The sequence below is a fragment of the Mycobacterium sp. 134 genome (assembly GCF_048282715.1).
Classification (GTDB): domain Bacteria; phylum Actinomycetota; class Actinomycetes; order Mycobacteriales; family Mycobacteriaceae; genus Mycobacterium; species Mycobacterium septicum.
On record NZ_JBLVUN010000008.1, the window covers coordinates 5569018 to 5594489 of the forward strand.

The 25472-nt window shown below is 66.2% G+C and carries 24 protein-coding genes and 1 tRNA gene; 3 read left to right on the forward strand and 22 right to left on the reverse strand.

Annotated elements, in window-relative coordinates:
• Positions 1-31: 31 nt before the first annotated feature.
• The 5 genes from ACNQVK_RS31480 to hydA form a co-directional block, all read right to left on the reverse strand.
• Complete coding sequence (locus ACNQVK_RS31480) at positions 32-1171, reverse strand: helix-turn-helix domain-containing protein (RefSeq protein WP_418032638.1); 1140 nt, start codon at positions 1169-1171, stop codon at positions 32-34.
• Positions 1149-1931, reverse strand: coding sequence for an Asp/Glu racemase (locus ACNQVK_RS31485; RefSeq protein ID WP_418032639.1), 783 nt, complete (start codon positions 1929-1931; stop codon positions 1149-1151). The genes ACNQVK_RS31480 and ACNQVK_RS31485 overlap by 23 nt, the downstream gene beginning before the upstream one ends.
• A complete protein-coding gene (locus ACNQVK_RS31490; RefSeq protein ID WP_418032640.1) occupies positions 1921-2709 on the reverse strand; it encodes an SDR family oxidoreductase in 789 nt (262 codons plus the stop codon). The genes ACNQVK_RS31485 and ACNQVK_RS31490 overlap by 11 nt, the downstream gene beginning before the upstream one ends.
• A gap of 31 nt (positions 2710-2740) precedes the next feature.
• On the reverse strand, positions 2741-4063 hold the full coding sequence (locus tag ACNQVK_RS31495; protein ID WP_418032641.1) for a M20 family metallo-hydrolase: 1323 nt from the start codon (positions 4061-4063) through the stop codon (positions 2741-2743).
• A gap of 70 nt (positions 4064-4133) precedes the next feature.
• On the reverse strand, positions 4134-5552 hold the full coding sequence (gene hydA / locus ACNQVK_RS31500) for a dihydropyrimidinase (protein WP_273733104.1): 1419 nt from the start codon (positions 5550-5552) through the stop codon (positions 4134-4136).
• Between the two features lie 208 nt (positions 5553-5760).
• Between hydA and ACNQVK_RS31505 the strand changes: the two genes are divergently transcribed.
• Positions 5761-6903 (forward strand): PucR family transcriptional regulator, encoded by a 1143-nt coding sequence (locus ACNQVK_RS31505; RefSeq protein ID WP_418032642.1) that lies wholly within the window; start codon positions 5761-5763, stop codon positions 6901-6903.
• A gap of 22 nt (positions 6904-6925) precedes the next feature.
• On the opposite strand, the gene ACNQVK_RS31510 is transcribed toward ACNQVK_RS31505, so the two are convergent.
• Positions 6926-8134, reverse strand: coding sequence for an RtcB family protein (locus ACNQVK_RS31510; RefSeq protein ID WP_418032643.1), 1209 nt, complete (start codon positions 8132-8134; stop codon positions 6926-6928).
• Positions 8135-8403: 269 nt separating this feature from the next.
• Between ACNQVK_RS31510 and ACNQVK_RS31515 the strand changes: the two genes are divergently transcribed.
• Complete coding sequence (locus ACNQVK_RS31515; protein WP_418032644.1) at positions 8404-8580, forward strand: hypothetical protein; 177 nt, start codon at positions 8404-8406, stop codon at positions 8578-8580.
• A 65-nt stretch (positions 8581-8645) separates the two neighbouring features.
• Here ACNQVK_RS31515 and ACNQVK_RS31520 read toward each other — a convergent pair.
• Positions 8646-8728, reverse strand: a tRNA-Tyr gene (locus ACNQVK_RS31520).
• A 108-nt stretch (positions 8729-8836) separates the two neighbouring features.
• Here ACNQVK_RS31520 and ACNQVK_RS31525 point away from each other — a divergent pair.
• Entirely contained in the window at positions 8837-9328 is a 492-nt protein-coding gene (locus tag ACNQVK_RS31525) for a YajQ family cyclic di-GMP-binding protein (protein ID WP_044515866.1), read from the forward strand.
• A gap of 72 nt (positions 9329-9400) precedes the next feature.
• On the opposite strand, the gene ACNQVK_RS31530 is transcribed toward ACNQVK_RS31525, so the two are convergent.
• The 15 genes from ACNQVK_RS31530 to ACNQVK_RS31600 form a co-directional block, all read right to left on the reverse strand.
• Entirely contained in the window at positions 9401-10579 is a 1179-nt protein-coding gene (locus ACNQVK_RS31530) for an MFS transporter (RefSeq protein ID WP_418032645.1), read from the reverse strand.
• On the reverse strand, positions 10576-11913 hold the full coding sequence (locus ACNQVK_RS31535; protein ID WP_409551379.1) for an LLM class flavin-dependent oxidoreductase: 1338 nt from the start codon (positions 11911-11913) through the stop codon (positions 10576-10578). The genes ACNQVK_RS31530 and ACNQVK_RS31535 overlap by 4 nt, the downstream gene beginning before the upstream one ends.
• A 43-nt stretch (positions 11914-11956) precedes the next feature.
• Complete coding sequence (locus ACNQVK_RS31540; protein WP_418032646.1) at positions 11957-12814, reverse strand: ABC transporter permease; 858 nt, start codon at positions 12812-12814, stop codon at positions 11957-11959.
• Entirely contained in the window at positions 12807-13610 is an 804-nt protein-coding gene (locus tag ACNQVK_RS31545; RefSeq protein WP_418032647.1) for an ABC transporter ATP-binding protein, read from the reverse strand. Before ACNQVK_RS31545 ends, ACNQVK_RS31540 begins: the two co-directional genes overlap by 8 nt.
• On the reverse strand, positions 13607-14665 hold the full coding sequence (locus tag ACNQVK_RS31550; RefSeq protein WP_418032648.1) for an ABC transporter substrate-binding protein: 1059 nt from the start codon (positions 14663-14665) through the stop codon (positions 13607-13609). Before ACNQVK_RS31550 ends, ACNQVK_RS31545 begins: the two co-directional genes overlap by 4 nt.
• Before the next feature lie 111 nt (positions 14666-14776).
• The gene (locus tag ACNQVK_RS31555; protein WP_418032649.1) at positions 14777-15586 is read right to left on the reverse strand and encodes a DUF3298 domain-containing protein; all 810 of its coding nucleotides are present in this window, start codon (positions 15584-15586) and stop codon (positions 14777-14779) included.
• A gap of 10 nt (positions 15587-15596) precedes the next feature.
• A complete protein-coding gene (locus ACNQVK_RS31560; protein ID WP_418032650.1) occupies positions 15597-16301 on the reverse strand; it encodes a DUF3329 domain-containing protein in 705 nt (234 codons plus the stop codon).
• A 24-nt stretch (positions 16302-16325) separates the two neighbouring features.
• Positions 16326-17576, reverse strand: a complete 1251-nt coding sequence (locus ACNQVK_RS31565; RefSeq protein ID WP_211157545.1) for an MlaD family protein — start codon at positions 17574-17576, stop codon at positions 16326-16328.
• Complete coding sequence (locus ACNQVK_RS31570) at positions 17573-18838, reverse strand: MlaD family protein (protein WP_418032651.1); 1266 nt, start codon at positions 18836-18838, stop codon at positions 17573-17575. The genes ACNQVK_RS31565 and ACNQVK_RS31570 overlap by 4 nt, the downstream gene beginning before the upstream one ends.
• A complete protein-coding gene (locus ACNQVK_RS31575) occupies positions 18835-19953 on the reverse strand; it encodes an MCE family protein (protein ID WP_418032652.1) in 1119 nt (372 codons plus the stop codon). Before ACNQVK_RS31575 ends, ACNQVK_RS31570 begins: the two co-directional genes overlap by 4 nt.
• Positions 19950-21023, reverse strand: coding sequence for an MlaD family protein (locus ACNQVK_RS31580; protein WP_418032653.1), 1074 nt, complete (start codon positions 21021-21023; stop codon positions 19950-19952). The genes ACNQVK_RS31575 and ACNQVK_RS31580 overlap by 4 nt, the downstream gene beginning before the upstream one ends.
• Positions 21016-22071: an MlaD family protein gene (locus tag ACNQVK_RS31585; RefSeq protein WP_044515851.1), complete on the reverse strand. Its 1056-nt coding sequence runs from the start codon at positions 22069-22071 to the stop codon at positions 21016-21018. Before ACNQVK_RS31585 ends, ACNQVK_RS31580 begins: the two co-directional genes overlap by 8 nt.
• Positions 22068-23579 (reverse strand): MlaD family protein, encoded by a 1512-nt coding sequence (locus ACNQVK_RS31590; protein ID WP_418032654.1) that lies wholly within the window; start codon positions 23577-23579, stop codon positions 22068-22070. The genes ACNQVK_RS31585 and ACNQVK_RS31590 overlap by 4 nt, the downstream gene beginning before the upstream one ends.
• Positions 23580-24437 carry an MlaE family ABC transporter permease gene (locus ACNQVK_RS31595; protein ID WP_418032655.1) on the reverse strand — a complete coding sequence of 286 codons (858 nt, stop codon included), beginning with the start codon at positions 24435-24437 and terminating at the stop codon, positions 23580-23582.
• 1 nt (position 24438) lies between these two features.
• The gene (locus ACNQVK_RS31600) at positions 24439-25308 is read right to left on the reverse strand and encodes an MlaE family ABC transporter permease (protein ID WP_276127037.1); all 870 of its coding nucleotides are present in this window, start codon (positions 25306-25308) and stop codon (positions 24439-24441) included.
• Positions 25309-25472 lie beyond the last annotated feature (164 nt).

The following is a 25472-nucleotide window of genomic DNA, read 5'->3' on the forward strand; positions in this document are numbered from 1 at the left end:
CGTCTGCACAATCGCGGACGCGCACGCCGGTTCATGACCGCAGCAGGCACAGTTGCACCATGGCTTGCGCCCGGGGTGTGCGGAGGCTGATTCCGGTGGCGTCCTCGAACTTCCGGATCCGATTGAGCACCGTGTTGCGGTGGCAATAGAGTTTCGCGGCGGTGGCGGAGACCGATCCGCTCTCGGCGAATACCAGCATGGTCTCGACCAGGAGGTCGCGATCGTTCATCGCGGCGAGCGGAGCGTCCACGTAGCTACGCAGGTCGTCGAACACGGCGCACAGCTGAGCAATCGACAACTGCGACCAGGAACGCCTGAGCGTAGTCGCCTCCAAACCCAGCTGCGCAAGCATCCGGACCGTCGTAGCGGACTGGAAAACGTTCTGTAACAGCACAGTTCGCGGTGCTACCGCCCCTGCCACGCCGGCCAGGACGTCGGCCGCGAGCGCCTCGTCATCGGGCCAGCGGGTGTGCGCGGACAAGAGGAACAGCGTCACGCCCTTGCTGGTGTGCTCCAGCGCCACCACACCGGAGCCTGCGAGCCGCCGGGTCACCGTCGAAATCGCATCGTCGGCGGTGATGCCCACGACCCAATAGAACGCGGTCTCGTCGAGCCCGAGCACCTCGGCCGCGCGGCGCACCAAGGTGGGACTCGGCCCATCCGAGAACAGGTCGGAGAGACTCCGTTGTTGTTCGATGGCATCGGTGCGCGCCATTTGCAGTCGCTCGTCCAGGTAGCCCCGTTGAATAGCGCCGGCGAAATCGTCCACCACAGTCCACAGTTGACCGACGTGCATGGCCAGCACGGCCATGTCGCTGTCGTCGGCCAGACGTAACAACGCCGACCACGCAACAAGGAAGTCGTTTCGGACCGCCGCGCTCAGGTTCTCCAACGCGATGCCCTGGCGGGCGCGCAGGGCGCCGACTTGCGCCGGGAACGCCATCAGATCGGCAGACAGCGGCCTGGCCAACAGACACCCGAGAAGATAGCGGAATGCGTTGCGGGCGCTGTCTTTCAGATCGTGTTCGTCCGGGACACCATCGTAGTAGCGTGCGCCACCGTCGATCCGTTCGAGATACTCGGCCGCGAGTTCATCGTCGATGCCGGCGAGTCCCTCGAGGAGAACCTGCCACCGGCCGTCGGCTTCCTCACGGCCGGGCAACGGTCCCACTGGTCAACCCCAGGGTCCCGGCCAGGTCCAGCCCCCATCGCGGATGCAGCGGACCGGCTCCCACCATGGCCAGGCACGCCGCGAGCGTGACCACCACCGAATCGACCACCGGGATGCCGATTTCGGCTCTGGCATCCTCGACGGCATCGGCACCGTGCAGATTGGTGCAGACATAGGCGACCGCGTCAGGTCGGCTTTGTGCGACCAGCCGAGTGGGCGCCAGTAGCTCGTCGGCCCGTATCCTGCCGATGTCGGCGGTCTCGGTGAGACCGAAACCATGCGCCGCGCTCACGGTGATGCCCTCGTCGCGGTAGCACTCGCCGATCCTGGCATTCATGTCGTCGGGGTAGGGCGTGACCAGGCCGATGCTGCGCACGCCCAGAGCCGCGAATGCCGCCAGGGTGGCCTGCGTGCTGGTGAGCGCCCGCACCCCGGTCTTAGTGGTGATGGCGTCGGTGATCGCCCGATCATGATCGGTACCCAGCCATGAACCCGCCGTGCCGTTGAACGCGATCACATCGACCTCGGCCGTGGCCAGCATGACCGCCGCCGCTTCCATTCCGCCCGTGTCGAACTGGGCGTCGGAGGTGCCGTCGAGCCCGACCCGGCCGACCGGGATCCGGGTGAAGTGGACACTGACGTCGGTTCGCTCCCCCAGCATTCGGTACGTGGTGGGTTCCAGGCACGTGTTCGACGACGGCACGATCATCCCGATCCGCGCCACCCGCCACGCCGTGGGCCGCGAAAACTCAGACGGCACGGGTGATTCCGCCGTCGTTGGTGATCGTGGTCCCGTTCAGGTACGCGGCCCGCGGCGAGGCCAGGAACACGATCGAGTAGGCGATGTCCCGCGCGCTGGGGATGTAGGACAGTGGCAGGTTCTCCAGGTAGCGCTCCTCGGCCTCCTCGGGGGTGCAACCCCAGTCCTTGGCGTTGGTGGCGAACTGCTTGACCAGCCGCGCGGTCCGGACCGGGCCGGGGCACACCGTGTTGATCATCACGCCCTGCGCACCGACCTGCAGCGACAACGACTTGCTGAAGTTCAGGATCGCGGCGTTGGCGGCGGCTCCGGGCATGTGATACTCCAGCGCCTGCTTGCCGGAGTTTCCCGCGACGTTGACGATGCGGCCGTTGCCGTTCTTGAGCAGGTGTGGCAACGCCGCTCGGGTCATGCGGATGAATCCGAACAGCTTGAGGTTGATGTCGGCGACCCACTGTTCGTCGGTGAGGTCATCGAAGCCACCGAACGATGACGCGCCGGCGTTGTTGATCAGGATGTCCAGGCCGCCGAGTTCGTCGACGACGTCGGTGACCACCGAGTCGAACACCGACTTGTCGCTGAGGTCGGCTGCCACGGACACGGCCTTGACGCCGGTCCTGGCCGAGATCGAGGTACAGGCCTCGGTCAGCGCGTCCGCGCGGCGGGCCACCAGTGCCACGTCGGCACCTTCTTCGGCCAGCAACTCCGCGGTGGCCAGTCCGATGCCGTCGCTGGCACCGGAGATCAGTGCCCGCATGCCTTTCAGTCCCAGGTCCATGTTGGTCTCCTATTCGTATTGTGGTTGCGCGTCACCGGACGCGATTGGCAGTGGCCGAGTCCAAGGCGCCGTCGAGCATGCGGGCCAGCGTCTCGGTGAGCAGATCCACACCGGTGCAAAGGTCTTCGTCCGAGGTGAATTCGGCCTCGGCGTGCGAGATGCCTTCCACGCTGGGAACGAACAGCATCACCGAAGGGACGATTTCCTTCATGTTGGTCGAGTCGTGGCCGGCGCGGGTCTGCACGAGCATGCTCGACATTCCGAGGTCATCGGCGACGGTGCGGGCCAGCTCCACCCCTTCCGGCTGGTAGTGGTGGCCGGGCCAGACGTGGGCCTTGCGGTGCTCGACCTCGACCTTGGCCCGGATCTCGGCCTCGGCGATGCGCTTTCGCAGCGCGGCGTCGGCGGCGGCGAGCAACTCGTCGTTGTCAGAACGCAAGTCCAGGTGCATGTGAACCTCGCGCGGTACCACCACCGGAGAGTTGGGCAGCACGGTCAACTGCCCACAACTGGTGTGCAGCTCCTCGCCGAACTCGTCGGCGATGTCACGTAGCGCCACCACGATCAGCGCCGCACCCAGCAGCGCATCCTGGCGGTCGTCGATCGCGGTGGCACCAGTGTGCCCCTGGGCGCCAATGACATTCAATTCGTACTTGTTGGCGGCCCAGGTGCGGTCCACCAACCCGATGGAGACATTGTGCTTCTCCAGTTCGCGGCCCTGCTCGATATGGATCTCGGCATAGGCGGCCAGCCGGCGGGTGACGTCGCCGTCCGGGAACACATCCGTTTTCCCGATGCTGTCGATGGCGGTCAGGGCGTCGCGGACAGTGACGCCGTCCTGATCGGTGATGTTGAGCGTGTCTTCGAGATCCGCGGCCCCGGTGAACACCGCACTGCCCATCAGCGACGGCTTGAACCGCGAGCCTTCCTCGTTGAACCAGTCCACCACGGCGACGTTGTACATCGGCGTCACACCGGATTCGGCGGCCTGACGGCGGATCCGGTCGGCGGCGGAGGCACCGGCGAAGACGCCGTAGGCGCCGTCGAACTTGCCTCCGCGGGGCTGGCTGTCGAGGTGCGATCCCACCAGGACGTAGGGCGCACCCGGCTGAAACTCCAGCAGGCCGAACAGGTTTCCGACCCGGTCGACTTCCACGGTGAAGCCACGCTGACGCAGCCACTGCGAGAACCAGTCCCGCATCTGCCCGTCCTCGGCGGTGGCGGCTTGGCGCTCTACGCCGCCCGCCGGGGTCTCGCCGATGGCCGCCAGTTCCGCCCAGGAGTCCAGGAACTCGCGGTCGCGGCCGGCGTCCAGACGAATGCGCAGTTCGGTGTTGTTGTGTTGTGCGGTCAAGGTTTTCCTCCAGGCACGTTGAACGAACGTCGCGGGCTTCGGCCACGCTTGACGATGCGGTCGATCCGGGTCAGATCAGGTATTGCGACAGCCCGCGTTTGAGGTAGCTGCCGTGGCCCTTCCGGCCGAGATACTGACCACGGTCGACGACGACGGTGCCGCGCGACAGCACGGTCTGCACACCGCCGTCGATCTCGAAGCCCTCCCAGGTGGAGTGATCGAGGTTCGAGTGGTGGGTCTTGTCGAAACCGATCGAGGTGTGCGCGTTGGGGTCATAGATCACGACGTCGGCGTCGGCCCCGGGCGAGATGATGCCCTTGCGCGGGTAGAGCCCGAACATGCGGGCCGGGGTGGTGGCACACACGTCGACCCAGCGCTCCAGGCTCAGGTTGCCGTTGACCACGCCCTGGTACATCAGGTCGATGCGGTGTTCGACGCCGGCCATGCCATTGGGGATCTTGGAGAAGTCGTCGATACCCATCTCCTTCTGTCCCTTGAAACAGAACGGACAGTGGTCGGTGGACACCGTCGCCACGTCGCCGGTGCGGATGTAGCGCCACAGCTCGTCCTGGTGACGCTCCTCGCGGGAGCGCAACGGCGTGGAGCACACCCACTTGGCGCCTTCGAACCCGGCGGCGCCCAGCTGCTCCTCCAGCGAGAGGTACAGGTACTGCGGGCAGGTCTCGGCGAAGACGTTGGCGCCGCGGCCGCGGGCGGTGGCGATCTGCTCCATGGCCTGCTTGGCCGAAACGTGGACCACGTACAGCGGCGCCCCGGTGACCTTCGCCAGCATGATCGCGCGGTGGGTGGCCTCCTCTTCCAGCTCCCACGGCCGGGACACCCCGTGGTAGTAGGGCGAGGTTTCGCCGCGTTCGATGTGCTGGGCCACCAGTTGATCGATGGCGATGCCGTTCTCGGCATGCATCATCGTCAGCGCGCCGTTGCTCGCACACTGCTGCATGGCCCGCAGGATCTGGCCGTCGTCGGAGTAGTACACCCCGGGGTAGGCCATGAACAGCTTGAAGCTCGTCACGCCCTCGGCGACCAGCTCGTCCATCGCCTTGAGGGCATCGGAGTCCACGCCGCCCAGGATCTGGTGGAAGCCGTAGTCGATCGCGCAGTTGCCCGCGGCCTTGGTGTGCCAGGCCGCCAGGGTGTCCTGTACCCGCTCGCCCTGCCGCTGGATCGCGAAGTCGATGATCGTGGTGGTGCCGCCGTGGGCGGCCGCGCGGGTGCCGGTCTCGAAAGTGTCGGAGGCGACGGTGCCGCCGAACGGCATCTCCATATGGGTGTGGGCGTCGACGCCGCCGGGGATGACGTAGCGGCCCGAGGCATCCAGCACGCGGTCGAAAGTCCGGTCGGGATCGCCGAACGGAGCCAGCTCCGGATCGACCAGGGCAGCGATGCGCTCACCGTCGATGAGCACGTCGAGCGCCTGACAACCGGTGGGGGAAACGACGGTGCCGCCGCGGATGTACGTCGTGGACATGGCAACAGATCGTATGGCCGCCAACGTGATCCGGCCCATAGCCGCCGTGCAACGTATTGGTCGGCACAAATTGTGCACACGCACATCCGAGCGCCGGATCCACCCGGTTTTCCTGCCCCGGATTGGGCACCGGGGCGCAATCTCGTCCGCGAACGGTTCGGATCGCTCACCCTACAAACCCGTCTGGTCTGCAGTAGCCTGCCCGATGATGCGCAATCTGTCCGGCCGCCGCGAAGACACCCGGCTTCGCTGGCGCTGGCTGCTCGCACAGCTGGACAACCTGGACGACGACCTGGCCGCCGAGTACCTGACGCAGATCGACCGGGGTGCCCGGTTCTACGACAGCGTCCCCGAGGAAGACGACCTTCTCAGCGCGGCGCGACTGGCGTTCCGCTACCTGCTGGCCGCCCTGCTGGAACGACCGATGAGCGCCGAGCTGGCGGAGTTCCCCGCAGCGGTCGGAGCCTTGCGCGCCACCCAGGGCATCGCGCTGGAGAACCTCACCGCGGCGGTGCGCACCGACTTCCTCGTCGCGTGGTCGGCGCTGCTGAAGCTGGCCGGCGATGACGACATGGCCGTACTGGCGCTGCACGTCGACGTGCTCTGGCAGGCGGTCGACGACTTCGCGATCAGAGTGCAGCGCGGCTATCTGGACCAGCGGCTGTCGATGGCACGGACCAGCACCCTCGAACAACAACACAGCCTGTCCGAACTGTTCTCCGGCGAGCCCGCACCGACCACTGTTCGGCGCGCGGCCCAGATCCTGGGCCTCGACGAGGCGGCCAGCTATTGGGTGATCGGGATTTCCGGTGAGGAGGCCGGCCGCACCGTCACCCGGCGCCTGCTCAATCGGCACCTGACCTCGCTGGACTACGTCGACCACGGCGTCGCGCTGATCCTGGTGGCCGCCGACCCACGCTGGCCCGACGACGAGGCGCTGGTGACCGACCTGCTGGCCGATCTCGACGGCGCCGTCGCGCCCCGAGCGGTAGCCCTGCCGGAGCTGCACCGAGCTGCCGCCACGGTTCGGATGCTCGTCGATCTGGACCTGCGGTCGACCACGCTGCGCCGCTCGTGGGCACAGCTGTCGATCACGCAGCTCTCAGAGGTGATCGAGGACCTGCGCGGGTATGTCCTCGGTCCACTCCACGACGTTCACGACTACGAATTGATCGTCGAGACCATCCAGGTGTTCGCCGGCAGCGGTTCGGTTTCCGACACCGCGTCGGAGCTCTACTGCCACCGCAACACCGTGATGAACCGGATCCGCCGGTTCGAGGAGGCGACCGGGATCAGCCTGCGCAGCCCCCGCTCGCTGGCGATGGTGCAGCTGTGTCTGCTGCCCACGTAGGTCCTGACCCGGCGGCCAGGACCTACGTGCCCTTGACGTTGAGCACCTGACGCAGCTCATGCTCGACCTCGACGAGGCTCGCGGCGTCGGCCATCACGACGTCGATGTCCTTGTACGCATCGGGGATCTCGTCGACCCACTGCTCGCCGTGCCGGTACTCGATGCCCTGCATCCGCGCGGCGAGGTCGTCCGCGGTGAACCGGCGGCGGGCCTCGTTACGGGAGAACCGACGCCCGGCGCCGTGCGGAGCCGAGCAGAGCCCGGCCGCGTTGCCCTTGCCGCGCACCACATACGAACGGGTCCCCATGCTGCCCGGGATCAGCCCCATGACGCCTGCGTGGGCATCGATCGCGCCCTTGCGAGTCAGCCACACATCGCGCCCACCATGGTGTTCCCTACGGGTGTAGTTGTGGTGGGTGTTGATCCGCTCGACCTCGAAGTCGCCCGCGGTCTTCGGCTGATCCAACTGGGCATAGCCCATCCACGCGGCGAACACCCACATGTAGCGGTCCATCATCTCGGCCCGGTTCTCGAACGCGAATCGCTGCGCCCAGTTGAGTTCCCGCAGATAGTCGGTGAACTCGAGGGTGCCCTGCGGTAGGTAGGCGAGGTCCGGGTTGGGCAGCTCGATCCACCACCGCTTCATGAGCCTCTGCGCGATCTTGATGTGCTTCTGCGCGATCTTGTTTCCGACACCGCGAGAACCCGAATGCAGGAACAGCCACACCCGGTCGGCCTGATCCAGGCACAGCTCGATGAAGTGGTTGCCACCACCGAGGGAACCGAGTTGCTCGCGCCACTTGGGCGAGTGCGACAGGTCGATTCCGCCGTCCTGCGCCAAATGCTCGAGGTCGGCGATGCGGCCCTGCGTGAACGGGAACCGGGCGAGCGTGTCGTTGTAGTTGCCCGGCGACAGCGGAATCGCCGTCTCGATCGCGGTACGCAGTGCGGCCAGGCCACGGCCCTGAAGATCGGTGGCGGTGAATTCCGTGCGGGCAGCGATCATCCCGCACCCGATGTCGACACCGACCGCCGCCGGGATCACGGCGTCGATGGTGGGGATGACCGTGCCGACGGCCGACCCCTTCCCGCTGTGGGCATCTGGCATCAGCGCGACATGAGGGTGCACGAACGGCATCGAGGCGGTCTGCTTCGCCTGCTCGATGGTGTTGTCGTCGATGTGGCTGGCGAAGTTCAACAGCTTGTGGTCGACGACGCGGTGCGTAGTCATGAAATCGATTCTCCCGATGCTGTCGACTCGATTGTTTGCGCCGGCCGACTGCCGGGAATCACAGTCGAGTGGGTTGACGGATTCGCCCTGCGTAGAGACGGATTCACCGTTTCTCGTGGAGTGTTGCGTGACGCAGGGCTTGCCCCGGATTTGAGGGAACGGTACTCCCGCGCCAGAATGGAGTTCGGAACACTTAGGCAGGCTCAGCATCGGGGGGTGCGGTGAAACTCGGTTGGTATGTCTTCATGTACCGCTCTGACGGTGGCGTGATGCCTATCGCCGGGTTCTGGCGCAAACGCACCGCATTGCGGTGGGCCGAGGAGCACGCGGAACCGGACCACCACCTTGAGGTCCATCGCTTCGGCTGGTGGTCGGCCGATGCCGCCGGCCAGACAAAGGCGGCGGATCCGGCGAGCGGATGCCAGGGCTCCGAGGACCGTCGGTAGACACCAACCTCGACGGTCAGGCCACAAAACCAAAACAGGCCCCCTCGAAAGGGGCCTGATCAGGGTGGCAGATGCAGGATTCGAACCTGCGTAGGCGTAAGCCGACGGATTTACAGTCCGCTCCCATTGGCCGCTCGGGCAATCTGCCTGGTGTCGCCCCGCCCCGTTTCCGGTTTGGTGCGACTAGCAGGGTACAACGAGGATGTACCTAAGTTACAAACCGGCAGGATTATCGAGGGAAGAGGAGGGGCGTCCAATGGCGGATTCCAGCTTCGACGTCGTCAGCAAGGTCGACCGTCAGGAGGTCGATAACGCGCTCAACCAGGCCGCCAAGGAACTGTCCACCCGGTTCGACTTCCGCGGCACCGACACCAGCATCGCCTGGAAGGGCGAAGAGGTGATCGAACTCACCTCCAGCACCGAGGAGCGCGTCAAGGCCGCGGTCGACGTGTTCAAGGAGAAATTGGTCCGCCGCGACATCTCGATGAAGGCCTTCGACGCCGGCGAACCGCAGGCCAGCGGCAAGACCTACAAGGTGTCCGGCGACATCAAGCAGGGCATCAGCAGCGAGCAGGCCAAGAAGATCACCAAGATCATCCGCGACGAAGGCCCCAAGGGCGTCAAGGCGCAGATCCAGGGTGAAGAGATCCGGGTCAGCTCGAAGAAGCGCGATGACTTGCAGGCCGTCCAGGCGCTGCTGCGTGGTGCCGACCTCGACGTGGCGCTGCAGTTCGTCAACTACCGCTAGGAGACGCTGCCGAGTGTGCGCTCAGATCGCGTTTGACGACGAAATCGCGATCTGAGCGCACACTCGACACATTCAGCGGGCAGGCCAGGGTGAGAACCTCGGGATGAAGCGGTGCATGGTCGCCGCCCCGGCGCACGACACCGCGCCAAGGGCAGCCGCCGCGACGCCGAGCGGGGCGACCGCGGCCACCCCGCCGACCGCCAGCGGCCCGAGGAACATCCCGCTGTCGTGCATCAGCCGCCAGGCAGCCAGGAACTCGGCCCGGGTCGCCGTGGGCGCCACATCGGCGCCCAGCGTCATGATCACGCCGTTGCCCAGCCCGTTGCCCACACCCATCAACACGGCCACGGCCGTCAGGCCGATCACCCCGGCGGCGAACGGCAACGCGAACAGCGACGCACCGATCACCAGAAGTGACGGCACCGCCATCGCCCGCCGCCCATAGCGGTCCATCACCATCCCGGACGGGTAGGAGCACAACAGGTCGGCCAAGGCACCGATGCCGAACACCAACGAGGCAGTCGCCGCGCTCAGCCCGATGTGATCGGCCCACAGCGGGAGCACCGCATCCCGGGATGACCGTGCCGCCCCCATCATCAGCGCGCCCAGTCCGAGGGTGCCCAGCAGCGTGCGGTGCGTGCGCACGATCTCGACCAGCCGTGCCCCGCCGGGCACCGCGCCCTCGGCACGCGGCGGATCGGCCAGCCGGGCCATCAGAAACCCCGACACCACGATGCCGATCAGCTGGACGATGAAGCCGCCCCGAGCCCCGACGGCCAGGATCACCGCCGCCCCGACGAGCGGCCCGACGAAGTAGCCCAGCCGCCACGTCATGGCGAACATCGCCATGGCGCGGGCCCGTCTCTCGACGCCCACTGCCTCGGCCAGGTAGCTCTGCCGCGCCAAACCCCATACCGCGCTGGAGAACCCGGTCAGCAGCGCGCCGACGCCCAGCACCACCGGATTCCAGGCGACCAGGGACAGCAGCACACCCGCCGTACCGAGCGAGGACCCGACGATGATCGACCGGCGCTCCCCGAACCTGGCCACCATTCGCCCGGCGGGCAGGTCGCCGAATACCGCACCGAGACCGACGAGCGCGACGATGAACCCGGCCAGGCCCACCGAGGCGCCCAGATCCCGTGCGATGAGCGCGATCACGGGTGCGCCGGCGCCCTGCCCGATCCCGAAGATCGCGGACGGCAGAAAGACTGTGGTGGCCAGAGAGCGGAGCGGAACGCCCTCGCTCACGCGCTGGTTTCGGCCGCCGTCACGGTGTAACGGCTGGGCCGGTGCGCCAGCCCGTAATGCCCGCGCAGCGTCGTCGCGGTGTAGTCGGTCCGAAACAGTCCGCGCCGCTGCAGGATCGGCACCACCTGCTCGACGAAATCCTCCAAGCCGCCGGGCAGATACGGCGGCATGATGTTGAAACCGTCGGCGGCGCCCTCGGTGAACCACAGCTCCAAGTTGTCGGCAACCTGCTCGGCAGTCCCCGCGAAGGTCCGGTGCCCGCGTCCGCCACCGAGTTTGGCGATCAGCTGCCGTACGGTCAGCGACTCGCTGCTGGCGAGATCCTTCACCAGTTGATAGCGGCTCTTGTTGCCCTGGATCTGCTCGATGGGTGGCAGCGCGGGCAACGGCGCGTCGAGCGCATGCGCGGTCAGGTCCACTCCGAGCATCTGCGACAGCTGGCGCAACGAGTACTCGGGCGAGATCAGGTCGGTGAACTGCTGTTCCAGTTCGCGAGCGGCTTCCTCGGTGGGACCGATGAACGGCACGATGCCGGGCAGGATCTTCACCTCATCAGCGCTACGGCCGAACTTCACCGCGCGGGCTTTCACGTCGCGGTAGAACGCCTTGCCGTCGGCCACCGAGCGCTGCGCGGTGAAGATCGCCTCGGCATGGCGCGCGGCGAAATCCTTACCCGACTCCGAGGACCCGGCCTGTACCAACAGCGGGCGGCCCTGCACCGAACGCGGTGTGTTCAGTGGGCCACGGACCTTGAAGTGCTCGCCGTCGTGGTCGATCCGGTGCACCCGCTCCGTATCGGCGAAGGTACCGCTGGCCTCGTCGAGGACCAGTGCGCCGTCTTCCCAGCTGTCCCACAAAGCCGTTGCCACGTCGACGAATTCAGTGGCACGCCGGTAGCGGCCGCCATGGTCGGGGATGCCCTCGACGCCGAAGTTGGCCGCTTCGTCCTCACCGGCGGAGGTGACGATGTTCCACCCGGCCCGGCCTCCGCTGATGTGATCGAGGGAGGCGAAGCTGCGGGCCAGGGTGTAGGGCTCGATGTACCCGGTGGTCGCGGTGGCGATCAGGCCGACGTGCTCGGTGACCGTCGCCATCGCGGTGAGCAGCGTGATCGGCTCGAAGATCGCCTGTGTGTTGTGCTTCACCCGCGGCCCCACGGCCAACCCGTCGGCGAAGAACACCGAATCCAGCTTGCCGCGTTCGGCCAGTTGGGCAAGGCGCTGGAAGTGCTTGACGTCGGTCAGGTTTCGTACGTCGGTACGCTCGTGCCGCCACGCTGCCTCGTGGTGCCCGACTCCCATGAGGAAGGCGTTGAGATGAAGTTGTCGCGTCATGAAGATCCTTGTCGAGTTCTCGTACGTTTCGTATGTCCGGTGTTCAGGTCGTCGCCCGCCAGCCCGACAACCGCCCCTCGATGGCCACCACGATGCCGTTGAAGATGACACCCACCAGCGCGATCGTCACGATGCCGGCATACATGTTGGGGATCTGGAAGTTGAGCTGTGATGCGGTGATCAGGTAACCCAATCCGGCCTTGGCGCCGACCATCTCGGCGGCGATCAACACCAGGATCGAGGAGGCCGCCGCCATGCGCAGGCCGGTGAAGATGGTGGGCACCGCCGCGGGCAGGATCACCTTCTGGAACAGCCTGATCGGTGAAAGACCGAGGGAACGCGCCGATTTGATCAGGAGGGGGTCGACGGTGCGCACCCCGGAGATGGTGTTGAGCAGGATCGGGAACGACGCGGCATAGATCACCAGGGCCACCTTGGAGGTCTCACCGATCCCCAGGATCAGGATGAAGACCGGCAGCAGGGCGAGCGCGGCGGTGTTGCGGAACAACTCCAGGATCGGGTTGAGAAACTCGGCGACCGGCCGGTACCAGGCGATCGCCACTCCCACCGGGATGCTGACCACGATCGCGATGGCCAGACCGGCCAGCGCGCGCGACAGGCTGGCCGAAACGTGCTCCCACAGTTGGCCGTTGTTCAAAAGGGTGAACCACGCGCTGACGACCTCGGAGAACGGCGGCAGAAAGACCTTGTCCACCAGCCCGACCCGCGGGGCCACCTCCCACAGCGCCAGGAACGCGGCGACGACCACGGTGGCGCGCAACAGCCGCCAGGTGAGGGCCTGCAGTCGGCGGCCGCGATGCTCGGGCTCGGCTGCTGCCGGCGCCTCGGTCGGGATTTCGGCGGGTGACTCGACGGGAGCCACCGCGACGGCGCTAGACATGTTGAACCTCCTCGGACCGGGCGCGTTCCACCTCGTCGTGCAGAAGCGACCAGATGTGGTGGCGTTGTGCCCGGAATCCCTCGCTGGAGCGGACGTCGTCGGTGTTGCGGTCGATGTCGACGTCGACGATCTGCTTGATCCGGCCCGGCCGTGACGTCAGCACCGCGACCCGCTGGCCGAGGTACAGCGCCTCGTCGATGCCGTGGGTGATGAACAGGATGGTCTTACCCGTGGCCTGCCAGATCCTGAGCAGTTCGTCCTGCAGGGATTCCCGGGTCTGGGCATCCAAGGCGGCGAACGGCTCGTCCATCAGCAGCACCTCGGGGTCGAACGCGAGGCTGCGGGCGATCGCGACCCGCTGCTTCATCCCACCGGACAGCTCGTGCGGGTAGCGATCGGCGAAGCCCTGCAGCCCCACCAGCTCGAGGTACTCCTCGGCCCGCCGGCGCCGCTGAGCCGCGGGCAGTCCCTTTGCCTCCAGACCGAATTCGATGTTCTTACGGGCGCTGCGCCACGGCAGCAGCGCGTACTGCTGGAAGACGATGCCCCGATCCAGCCCGGGCCCGGTGACCGGCTTGCCGTCGAGCAGGATCTCCCCCGACGTCGGCTGGGTCAGCCCGCCGAGCAGGTCCAGCAGCGTCGACTTGCCGCAACCACTCGGCCCGACCAGCACCAGGAACTCACCTGCCGTGACGTCGATGCTGATGTCCTGGATGGCGGTGAAGCTGGTCTTCTCACCGCGGATCGGGAACTGCTTGGTCACATTGCGCAGGCGCAGCTTGGGTTGCGTACTCACTTGTGCGCCAGTACTTTCCCGTCCGGACCGCTGCCTTCGGGATAGGTTCCGTTGGCATACGGGTTGAGATCGTTCGTGTAGAGATCCTTGGCCTTGAGCTGGCCTTCCTTGAGCTCACCGTTGCGGACCAGCCAGTCGATCCAGGTCTGCAGTTCGCGCTCGGCGATCACAGCGCCGGGTACCGGAATGCCCGAGCTGCGCCAGTATTCGATGGACTGGGTGTCCTCGTTGCGCTTTCGCTTGTTGATGATCTCGCGGAACTTGGCCACCACCTCGTCGCGCGGGGTCACCTGGGTCCAGCGGATGGCCCGGGCCGTGCCCTGGACGTAATCGGCCACCGCATCCCGGTTCTTGGCCAGGAACTCGTCACGGACCACATAGGTGCCGTAGCTGAACGCCCCGAACAGTGACTTGTCGGTGAACAGCGGCCGGATCCCCCCGCGTTGCTGCGCGGTCTCGCGCCAGATCCCGTTGAGCGCCGCGACGTCGATCTGCTTCTCCCGCAACGCCTGCTCGGTGTTGACCGGCGGCACCACCGTGAGGGTCACCGTCTTGATCTCGTCGTTGGTCAGTCCCTCCTTGGCCAGCCATTCCCGGGTCAGGAACTCGTGGTGGGCGCCAAGGGTATTCATCCCGACCTTCTTGCCGATCAGGTCGCGTGCCGAGTGGATCGGGCTGTTCTCCAGCACGAAGTAGCCGGTGTATTCGCCCTCATCGGCGCCGTAGGAGCTGAGCACCGAGGTGATCGGGGCACCGGCGGCATTGAGCTTGACCACGGCGCCGTTGAACGCCTCACCCACGTCGATATCGCCGGTGGCCACCGACTGGATGTCCTGCGGCCCGCTGGTGGTGTTCCCCACCCAATCGAGCTTGATCTTCTGGTAGTAGCCGAGTTCCTCGGCCAGCTCTTGGAAGCGGACCTCACCGGCCCAGCCCTGGTAGCGCACCACGGTCTTGCCGTCTTCGGTGCGCGCCGACTCACCGGACGAGCCACACGCGGTCAGTACCAACACGAGTGCGCTGAGCATCGCGAGTACCGAACTGATTGGGCGCATGGCCGTTGTCCCCCATGGAGTCGCACTGATTGGTGCGGCTCATGGTGGCAACAAACTCAGGCCGGGTAACCCTTTAGCCTCGCGAAGAATCGAAAGGCTCAAGCCTGGCGATCAGGCACCGCCGTATTGCGGCTGCAGCACCGGGGCCAGCGCCGAGAGCGGAATGTGCGCCTGCACGGTGCCGCCGTCCATCGACCACTGCATCCTGCCGGGAGTGAAATCGATCGGACTGTCGCGCCCGACCGGGTAATCCGGCATGTAGAGGATCAGCTCGTCGGGGGTCAGTGCCCAGGCCTTGTATCCGCCCGAGTAGACGTTGTCCGGGGTCCAGCGGTCCGGAGTGAACGGATAGGTGCCGGGCTGATGCGGCGGCGGCGCGGCATCGAGTGCGGCGACGATGAACGGCTCGCCCAGGCGCGGGATCTCGGCCCGGAAATCGGCGCCCGGTTTGAACAGGTCGGCCAGCTGCACCTGCCGCCCACCGGCGAAGGTGAAGGTGCGGTACGCATCGCTGACGATGGGCGCGTTCGGGTGTGACAAGGCGTCGGTGCCGACCGTGCCCGAGTACATCTCATGGAAGACGGCCGTCATCGCGTCGCCATGCTGGAAGATCTCGAACTGCTCCTCACCGAAGCTGTCGTGAGCCATCTTCTGCGCGGCGTTGCGCCAGTTGTTCATCAGGTTGGTCAGGTACTGCCGGATGACGGGGTTTTCCACCAGATCGCCGGGCAGTGCCATCTTGATGTCACGAACCGCGTTTCGGTCCGAGGTCACCGACGTATGGCAGGACTGCCCGTCCCATTGGGCGCCCAGTTCGTCACAGAACGATGCCGCCGACGCCGCCGCGGGCGGGGCGGTCGCGACACCCACCAGGGAGCCCGCTGCCAGGGCTGCCGCGCCGATCAGTTTGCCGATGCGCATCATGGCCGGCTCAGGCGAGTTCCACTTTGCTTGCGCGCCACTGCCCGTCGACCTTCTCCATGGTCATCTTGATGCGGCTGCGGTCGATCCGCGGATCGGGAACGGTGGTGTTCGACACCGACTGGTCGACGAACAACAACACCACGACCTTGTCCTTGCTCGCCGACTGCACGGCCGAGTCCACCACCACGCCATGCGCCGAGGCCTTGTTGTCGATGAGCAACTGGCGCAGCTGCATGCTCGACTGCGAGTACATGTCCTTGAACTCGCCCGTCGCGCCGGACAGCACCTGGTTGAAGTTCTCGTCGACCTTGTTGGAATCGATACTCGTCAAGATCTGTGCGTATGCCACCGCGGCATCCTGGGCCTGCTTTCCGGCCTGCGCCACCTGATGGGTCTGCCACACCTGCCACCCCAGGAAGCCTGAGAGCGCCAACGCGGCAACGAACACCGCGACCACGGCGCCGACGAGCACCCGCCGGCGCCGGCCCCGGGTGGCGCCCTCCGGCTCGGGCTCGCCTTTGTCGTCGTCGGCCTTGGCGTCGGTGTCGGAGTCGGCTTCGTCGTCGGAGTCGGCTTCGGCTTCGGCTTCGGCTTCGGTTTCGGTTTCGGGCTCGACGATCTCGTCGGCTGCCTCTTCGATACCGATTGCGTCGTCGACGATTTCGGTCTTCTCGTCGTCGGTGTGCTTGTCAGCGGTCACGGTCACCGTCATCTCCTTTGGGTGAGGTTGGGTGGGTCAGCGGGGCGGTTCGATCGGCAGGGTCGGGCCGCCGTAGGGAGTCGGGATGGTGTAGCGACCTCGCGGAGTCGGGTCGGTGGTGCGTCCGAGATCGGCCCCGGGCGGCGGCCCCGCTGTGTCGTCGTCCGCCGGGCGCGGCGCGTTCTTGGCCCCGCGGACCAGGACGCCCGGGTGATCGTCCCGGCAGTAGGTGTACATGTAGGGCTCCGGGTAGTCGGCCGACGCCGGTGGCCGGCGCGGTGTTCCGTAGTCGCAGGTATAGCGCGGGTAGATGTCGGCGGTGGCCCACAGCCCGTTGTCGTGCATGACGCTGCCCAGGGCGTCGAGCACCGAGGTGCGGTAGTTCGGGAACAGCGCGTTCAGCGCCGGTACCCGCAGATACAGCAATTGTGAAGTGCTGGCCAGGCTTCCGAGCAGTTGCACCATGGTGTCGGAGTTGTCGGCGAACAGGTTGTCGACAGAATTCAATGCGCCCGGGGTCTGATCGGTGAGCCGGCGGAAGCCGTCCCGCATCCTGTTGATCCCGTCGAACGTCGAGTCGAGATTGTCGGATGCCACCACGATGCCGGCGTTCTTGTCGGCCATCAGGTTGAACACCACGCGGCTGTTGCGCAGCATGCTCACCGTCTCGGGCAGGACCGAATCCAGCGTCGAGAGAAGGAATGTGCCGCCGTCGATGACATCGGCGAGCTTGCCGGGACCGGCTTGGGACATGCTCAGTTCCCGGCGGATCACCTCGAGCTTGTCGACATTGACCTGGGACAGCGCGCCGTCGGCGTCGGCGAGCAGCTGGGCCAGGCTGACCGGCACGGTGGCCTTGCCCAGGCCGATCACGCTGCCGTCGGCCAGGAACGGGCCGTCTGCCGTGTTCGCCGCGAAGTCGATGTACTGCTCACCTGCCGGGGAAAGACCCGACACCCGCACGTCGCTGGACTTCGGAATCGACACCGCCGAATTCACGTTCACCACCGCCTGGACCCCTGTGGGTGTGATGTTGAGCCGTTCCACCTTCCCGATCCGCACGCCGCGCAGCGTGACGTCCTGGTTGGGCAACAAGCCGGCCGATTCCGGCAACTCGATGGTGATGCGGTAGCTGGAGTCGAAGGGCTTGACCCGCAGTGCCCCGACCATCAGGTAGGCGCCGGCCACGACCAGGGTCATGACCAACGCGCCGGCCGAGAGCCAGGATCGGCGCCGATATCCGGCCCGGACGACGTTGACCACGGAATCCGCGAGTGTGTTGATCATCGCGGCGCCTCCGCGGCCGGCGCCTCGGCAGGAGCAGGCGGAACCTCTCCAGGCGGTACCGGACCCGGCGTCTCCGGAGGAGCCACGGGAGCCGGCACGATCTCGCCGGGCTCGGTCGGGCTGGGGATCACCGGCATCTGAGGCACCGACGGGCCGCGGCCCACGACGCGCTCCTGCAGCCGCAACAACGTGTACTGCAACGAGCCGACCAGCTGATGCCAGTTGTAGCGCTTCGGGCCATGCAATCCCGGGTCACCGGCGAACCCGATATCCGGGATCGACCCGAGGATCAGCCGGTCGATGCTGGCGCGCACCGAAAGACCACTGCCGGACGTCGCTTTCACCAATGGCGGCATCAACCGGTTCAGCGCGTACAGCGAGGCATCCGGGGACAGCGCCACATCGTTCCAGGCACCCGCCACCTTGTTGGCGTCGCCGATCGTGCTGCGCCCGCTGGCGTCGGTCCCCGCGATCGACGGGAACTTGCGTAATTGTGCCGAGGTATCGCCGATCTGAGTGATCAGATCCGCGATCTGGGTGGTGTGCTCGGCCAGCGTGTCGGTGGCCGGCCCGGCCGCGTCCATCAACTCACTGACGGTCTGGTTCTTGTCCTCGATCTGCCGCAGCAGCTGCGACGTCTCGGTCATCGCGGTCGAGAGCTGATCGGAGCGCGCGTTGAGCGTGCCCAGTGTGTGGTTCGTCTTGGCGATCAGGCTTCCGAACGCCTGGCCCTGGTCACCGGTGGCCTTACCCATGCCGTTGATGATGTTGGTGAAGTTGCGCACCGCCCCACCGTTGACCAGGATCGCCGCAGAACCCAGCAGCGATTCCACCGTCGCGGCGGCCCGGGTGTCATCCAGGCCGATGGTGTCGCCGTCCTTGAGCAGCGGGGCGTTGAGGTCGACCGGCGTGGGAGGCCGGACCGAGACGAACACATCGCCCAGCGGTGTGGCCGAACGTAATTCGGCGGTGGTGCCACGGGGCAGCCGGACCCCATCCATGATGCGCAGGGTGGTCACCGCGGTGTAGTTGCTGGCCACCATCGATTCGAGCTCGCCCACATCGGCACCGGCCAACTTCACCTTGGCATTGGCCGGCAGGTTCAGGGCGTTGGAGAAGATCGCGGTCAGCTTGTAACCACCCGAGCCGACGCCGGGAGCCGGCAAAGGCAGGCTGGCCAGGCCTTCAGAGGCACAACCCGAAATCGTGAGACAGGCCGTCATCACCACGGGCAGAACGTATTTGCGCACCGGTCTGATCATCGCTGCCCCATCGCCGCCATGCCGTCGAGCATGTAGGACAGCCCGAAGTCAGGACCGAAGTCCTGCACTGTTCCGGTGCTGCACCCCAACTGCCGCAGCCCCATCATGTTGCAGACCTCTTTGACGGTCTGCGAATCGAACAGCACCTTGTCCACCAGGACGTGTGCCCGCGCCGAGCCGTTCGTCTGGTCGACGATGTTGTAGATGTTGTCCAGCGTCAACGGGGCCAGATCGAGGAACTCGGCCAGATCCCGCCGCTGGTCGACCGACGTGGTCAGCGCGGTATTGCCGTTGAGGACAATCTGTTTCACCTCGTCGCGATGGTTCTGCAGCACCTCGCCCACCTGGGTGATCACCTGATTGATCTTGTTGCCGGTGGTGCCGCTGCCGAAGTTCTCGTCGGCCAGGATCTGGCTGAGCTGCCGGACTGTCGAGCCGAATTCGCGCAGTGTGGCGTCGTTGCGGGAGGCAGCGTCGAACAGTGAGCTCAGGTTGCGCACGATCGTGGTGAGCTGATCGCGGGTCACTGCTCCCCGATCGGAACTGAGCCGCAACGCATCTGACAATTCGCCGAGGGCGTCCTTCATCTGCTGACCGTTTCCGTCGGCGATCGCGGCACTGGCGTTGACCACGTCGGCGAGCGGTCCGTTGCCCTTACCGTCGCCCTTCAGTGAGGACGACAGCTTGTCCAGCACGTCGAGCACCCGGGCGAACTCGACCGGGGTCTTGGTCCGGTTCAGGCCGATCGTGTCGTGGTTCTGCAGGGTCGCCCCACCGTGGTAGGCCGGGGTCAGTTCGATCTGGCGGTCGGTGAGGATCGAATTGGAGATGGTGACCGCCTGCGCGTCGGCCGGCACCGAGACGTCCTTGTCCACCGTGAACTCGACCTCGACGTAGTTGCCCTTGGGCGTGATCTTGGTGACGCGGCCCACCTGCATGCCGAGCACGGCAACCGTGTTGCCCTCGTAAAGACCTGCTGCGCTGTCGAACTGGGCGGTCACCGTGATGGTGTTGGTGCGGTCCTTGAGGAACCACCAGCCGGTGCCTGCCACCGCGGCGATCAGCACCGCACCGGCCAGGCACAGGGCCAGCAGCTTGTTACGGCTCATGCTCATTTGCAGTCCTTGTAGTACTGGATCATGTTGAACTGCTTGGCCCGTCCGCTGATCGCACACATCCAGGAGTCGATCAGCAGCCCGTTGCCGACGTGCATCTCCCCGGCGTTGCCGTTGCCGGTGGCGTTGGCGAGTCCGCGCAGGGCGACCGGGCCGGACTGCAGGACGCTGCGCAGCAGATCGTCGTGCTGGCCCAGCATGTTCGACAGATCCTTGAGGTTGGTGAGCAACTGTTCGAGCTGTGGCCGGTCGTCGACCACGATGCCGGTGAGGGTCTGGACCAGATTGGTCAAGGCCGCAAGCATGGCTTGAAAGGACGCTCTGCGCTGAACGAATTCGCCGACCAGGTCATTGCCCTGGTTGACCAGGTTGCCGATGGTGGACTGCTGGCGACGCAGGGTGTTGCCGACGATGTCGGTGGTCTCCAGCAGAGATCCGAGTTGGTCGCGCCGGTCGGCGATGATGGTCGCCAGCGTGTGGGTGTTCTGCAGTGCCCGCGGCACGACTTCCGGCAGGCCTTCCATCTGCTTGCCGAGGATGCTCAGCGTCTGGGCGAACTTGTCGGAGTCGACCTGCTCGAAGGTGGTCGTGACGTCCCCCAGCGCCTCCTGCAGGTCGTAGGGCACCTCGGTGTGGGTGAGGTCAAAGGTGTTGTCGGGCAGGGAACCCGAGCCCGCGGGCTGCAGGGCCAGATAGCGCGAGCCCAGAATGGTGGTGATCTTGATGACGGCCCGCGAGTCCTTCCCGAGCGGGACGTCGTCGCGCACCTTGAGTTTGGCCTCGACGTGGTCGCCGGCCAGCTTCATGCTCTTGACCTCGCCCACCGGCATACCGGCCACGGTGATCGGGTTGCCCGCCTTGAGCGCGGCGGCCTGCTGGAACCGCGCGGTGTACTGCCGGTAGCCGACGTCGGCCACCTTGACGATCAGCATCGCCCCGATCAGCACCGCCACCACGGCGACCGCGATGATCCCGAGCCAGGTCCGGTTGTAGGTCTCCAGCGGACGGCGCTGTTTCTTCCGCGGTTTCGGCGCCTGCGGCGTCTCCGCTTTCGTCAGTTGGTCAACCATTGGCCATGTTCCTGCACTTGGGGGTGTACTGCGCCTTGTTCCCCGGGGTGGCGGCGTCGACGATGATCGGGGTGACGTCGTTGAGGCCCGGGAAGAAGCCCGTCGCATTCAGGTCACACGCGTAGGTGGTGGCGTAGGCACCCTCGTTGGTGAACCGGGCGAATCCCTTGAGCAGCAACGGCAGATTCGCACCGGTGAACGCGAGCTGCGGTTCGATGCCCACCATGTGCGAGACGAACCCGGGCTGCCGGGTCACGAGCTCGTTCAGCGACGGGTACACCTGATCGCTGATGGTCGACAGCTGCTGCACCACCTTGGAGATCGAACCCAGCGAGTTCACCATCTCGGGCCGGCGGGCGTCGAAGGTGGCGACCATCCCCCGGGTTTGGGTGATCACCTCGTCGAGGCTGTCGTTGTGCTGGGCCAGGTTCTTGGCCACCGCGTTCAGATTGTTGATCACCTCGCCGAGCTCCTGATCCCGGCCTGCGAAGGAATCGGTCAGCTGCGAGGTCTGATCGACGAGCGCGACGATGGACGCGTTGTCGCCCTGCAGCGAGGCGATCACCCCTTTGGTGAGGTTGTCGGCGTCGCGCGGGTTGAGCACGCTGAACAGCGGCTCATATCCGTTGAGCAACGTCCCGACGTCGAACGACGGATCGGTCTGCTCGACCGGGATGACGCTACCGGCGGGAAGGGGGCCCGGGTCACCGATGTTCCCCAGCGACAAGCCCAGATAGCGCTGGCCGACGATGTTCTGGTACGTGACCGACGCAACCGTCCGGCCGTACATCGGCTGGTTGTCCTGCACCACGAACGACACCTTGGCCAGAGCGCCCTCCAGCTCGATCTTCTCCACCCGGCCGACCCGAACCCCGGCCATCCGGACGTCATCGCCCTCACGCAGCCCGAAGACATCGGAGAACAGCGCCGCATACGGCACCGTCTTGCCCGCCACATCACGACGCAGCGTGACATACACGAGCCAGGTCAGCGTCAGAGCGACCACCATGAACAGGGACAGGCCGATCGCCGCACCGCGGTATTTCATCGGCCTCCCTCTCCCGAAACGGACTGTGCGGCAGCGGGTGCGGCCTCAGCCGGTAGCAACGGACCCGCGGGTCCCGGCGCTGGTGCACCACCCGGGGGCGGTGCCGACCCCGGGACCGATGCGGCCGGAGGCGCCCCTTCGGGCCGCGGCGCCACCGGCGCGACCGGCGACAGTGGCACCGGCGGGGGCGGCGTCGGCATCAGTGCGGGATTCGCCGTCCCCGGCACCGGCCCGGCCGGTGGCATCCACGGCGGCAGCGGCGGATTCGGGTCGGCCAGGTTGGGGTTCGGATTGACCAACGGCGGACCGACCGCGACGAGATTCCCGTTGGCGCCCAGCACCGTTCCGGCGGGTGGTGCGAGGTCGGCCGGCGGCTGAAAGTTCTCCGGCAGCAACACGTCCGGCAGCGAGGGGCGGGTGGGCACCAGCGGGGCGGTGAAGCAGCTGGGGCCCTTGAGGCCGGCGTACTGCGGGCAGTCGGCCCGGGTGTAGGCGTAGCTCGGCGTCAGCGACAGGTTCACCCGCATGTTGCCGAAATCGTGCTCGGGGATCCAGACGTGGTCGAAGAACTTGCCCGACAGCTGATTCAGCTTGACGAAGGCCGGAACCCAGTTGTTGGAGGTGTCGGCCAGCACACCCAGGACCGGTGTCAGGTTGGAGGTGGTCTTGACCAGCTGATCGGTGTGGTTGTCCAGCGCGGTGTGGGTCGTACCCACGGTGTTGATCCCGCCGTTGATCATCGTGTTGAGCTGTGAGCGCTGCTGGACCAGGGTCTGCATCGGCTGCACGGCCTTGTGCAGGGCATCGAGCAGATCTGGTGCGGTCTGCTGCAGCCCGTGGGTCGCGTCGATCAGGGCGGAGACCGTGGTCTGGCCGGGTTCGGTGGCCACCACCGAGTCGAGCTGATCGATCAGCCGATTCAATTGCGCTCCGCTGGTGAGCAATTCGGTACGGCGGTTCTCGGTCGCGGCGTTGACCGCGGCCAGGATGCCCACCGTCTTGTCCTCGCGACCGCGCCCGGTGGCCGCCAGCACGTCGCGCAGCTTGCTGATCGTGGTCTGGAACAACACCGTCGGCAGTTCGGTGTCTTCGGGAATCTGAGCACCCGCGGCGATGGCCGGACCGGGCCCGCGGTCGACCAACTGGACCGACGACACCGCGAAGACATTGCTGGGCACCACGCGCGCGGTCACCGTATTGGGGATGGAGCCGGCGTATTCGGGTTTGAGGTCGATGTGGACGAAGTTGGGGTCACCGTTGGCGGCCGGGACGACATCGTCGACCATGCCGACGAGTACGCCGTGATACTTGACGTCGGACCGCTGTGGCAGACCGTCGCCGACATTGATCAGGGCGGCCACCACCGGCACCCGGGCATCCAGCCGCCCGGTGGCCTTCACCAGAAGGAACGTCGAAACCAGTGCTGCCACAACAAGTACCGCGGCACCACAGCCGAGCAGTTGACGGTCGGTCGGGCCGCGCCCGTCCATTTCCAGCGAGTTGCCCATCTAGCCGCCGAACCTCGCTCCTGAATCGACCGTCCACAGCGCCATGGTGAGCAGCATGTTCACGATGACCACCACGGTGATGCTGGCCCGCATGGCATGGCCGGCGGCCACACCCACGCCCACCGGTCCGCCCGAGGCGTAGAACCCGTAGTAGCACTGCACGGTGGAGGCGATCCACACGAAGATGACCGCCTTGAGCACCGAGTAGAGAATGTCCTGCCCGGACAGCATGAGGCTGAAGTAGTGAAGGTAGGAGCCGCTCGAGCCGCCGCTGATCAGGAAGACCACCACCTGGGTGGTCAGGTAGCTCACCGCCAGGCAGAGCGCGTAGAGCGGGATCACGGCGATCACCGCGGCCATCAGCCGCGTGGTGACCAGATACGGGATCGGGCGGATGGCAATGGAATCGAGCGCGTCGATCTCCTCGGCGATGCGCATCGACCCCAACTGCGCGGTGAACCGGCAACCGGCCTGGGTGGCGAAGGCCAGTGACGCGGCGATCGGCGCCAGCTCACGGGTGTTCACCAATGACGAGATGATGCCGGTGGCCTGGCCGAGCCCGAGGAGGTCGAGGAAGTTGTATCCCTCGATGCCGACGAGCGCACCCATGGTGATGCCCAGCACCACCGCCACCCCGATGGTGCCGCCACCGACCACGAGTGAGCCATTGCCCCAGGCGATGTCGGAGAGCAGCCGGACGAATTCACTGCGGTAGTGCCGCAGCACGATCGGTACTGCCGTCAGTGCCCGGACGAAGAACACCATCATGTGACCCAGCCGCATGACCGGCTTGGAGGCCCGTCTGTACAGCCGCACCCAGGGTGCGAGTAACGGTGGGACGAACGTCGAGGCCGTCATGTCACAGCCCCACTCGGGGGAACAACATGATGTAGAGCTGGCTGATCGCCACGTTGACCACCATCAGCAGCAGGATCGACTCCACCACCGCCGCGTTCACCGAGTTCGCCACGCCGGTGGGACCGCCTTTGGTGGACAGCCCCTTCTGGCACGACACCACGGCGACGATGGCGCCGAAGATCACCGCCTTCACCAGCGCCACGACCATGTCGCCGGTGGTAGCGAACGAGGCGAAGGTTGCCACGAAGCTGCCGGGGGCGCCGTTCTGGAAGTAGACGTTGAACAGGAAGCTCGCCAGGAAGCCGACGAAGCACACCACCCCGGTGAGCGCCACGCCGATCATGATCGCGGCGACGAAGCGCGGCACGACCAGCCGCTGAATCACCGAGACGCCCATGACCTCCATGGCATCGGTTTCCTCACGCATGGTCCGCGAACCCAGGTCGGCGGTGATCGCCGAGCCGACCGCGGCGGCCATCAGGACGGCGGCGACGAGCGACGCGGCCTGCCGGATCACGGCCAGCCCACTGGCGGCACCGGCCAGCGACGTGGCGCCGACCTGCCCCGCCAGCAGGGCGAACTGAATCGAGAGGGTGACGCCGATCGGCAGGGCCACCAGCACGGTGGGAAGCACGGCCGTACCAGCCATGAAGGCACCCTGGCGGACGAACTCCTGCCATTGGAAGCGACCCGTCAGAAGGTCGAGGAAGAGAATCTGGACGGTCCGGACTCCGAGTACGAACTGGTCCCCGACCGTGGTGAGCGATGCCAGCGGATGACGCCTGGCATAGCCGGTGGCCCAGTTCTCGATGGCGTCGATTCCGCGTTCCGGTTCGACCCCATCAGCCACACTCTCAGGCGGCGCCGTCATCCTCTCTCATTAAGAAGCAGAACGAACACAGACAATCCCTCCCCAGGCCGAGATATGGCCACCGCCGGCCGGATAACTCGCAGTGGTTGGCACCGTAACGTCGGCGCTCATCCCTCGTCAATGTTTTGCCGAATTATCATTCACTTAGCGAGGTTGGCTCATCA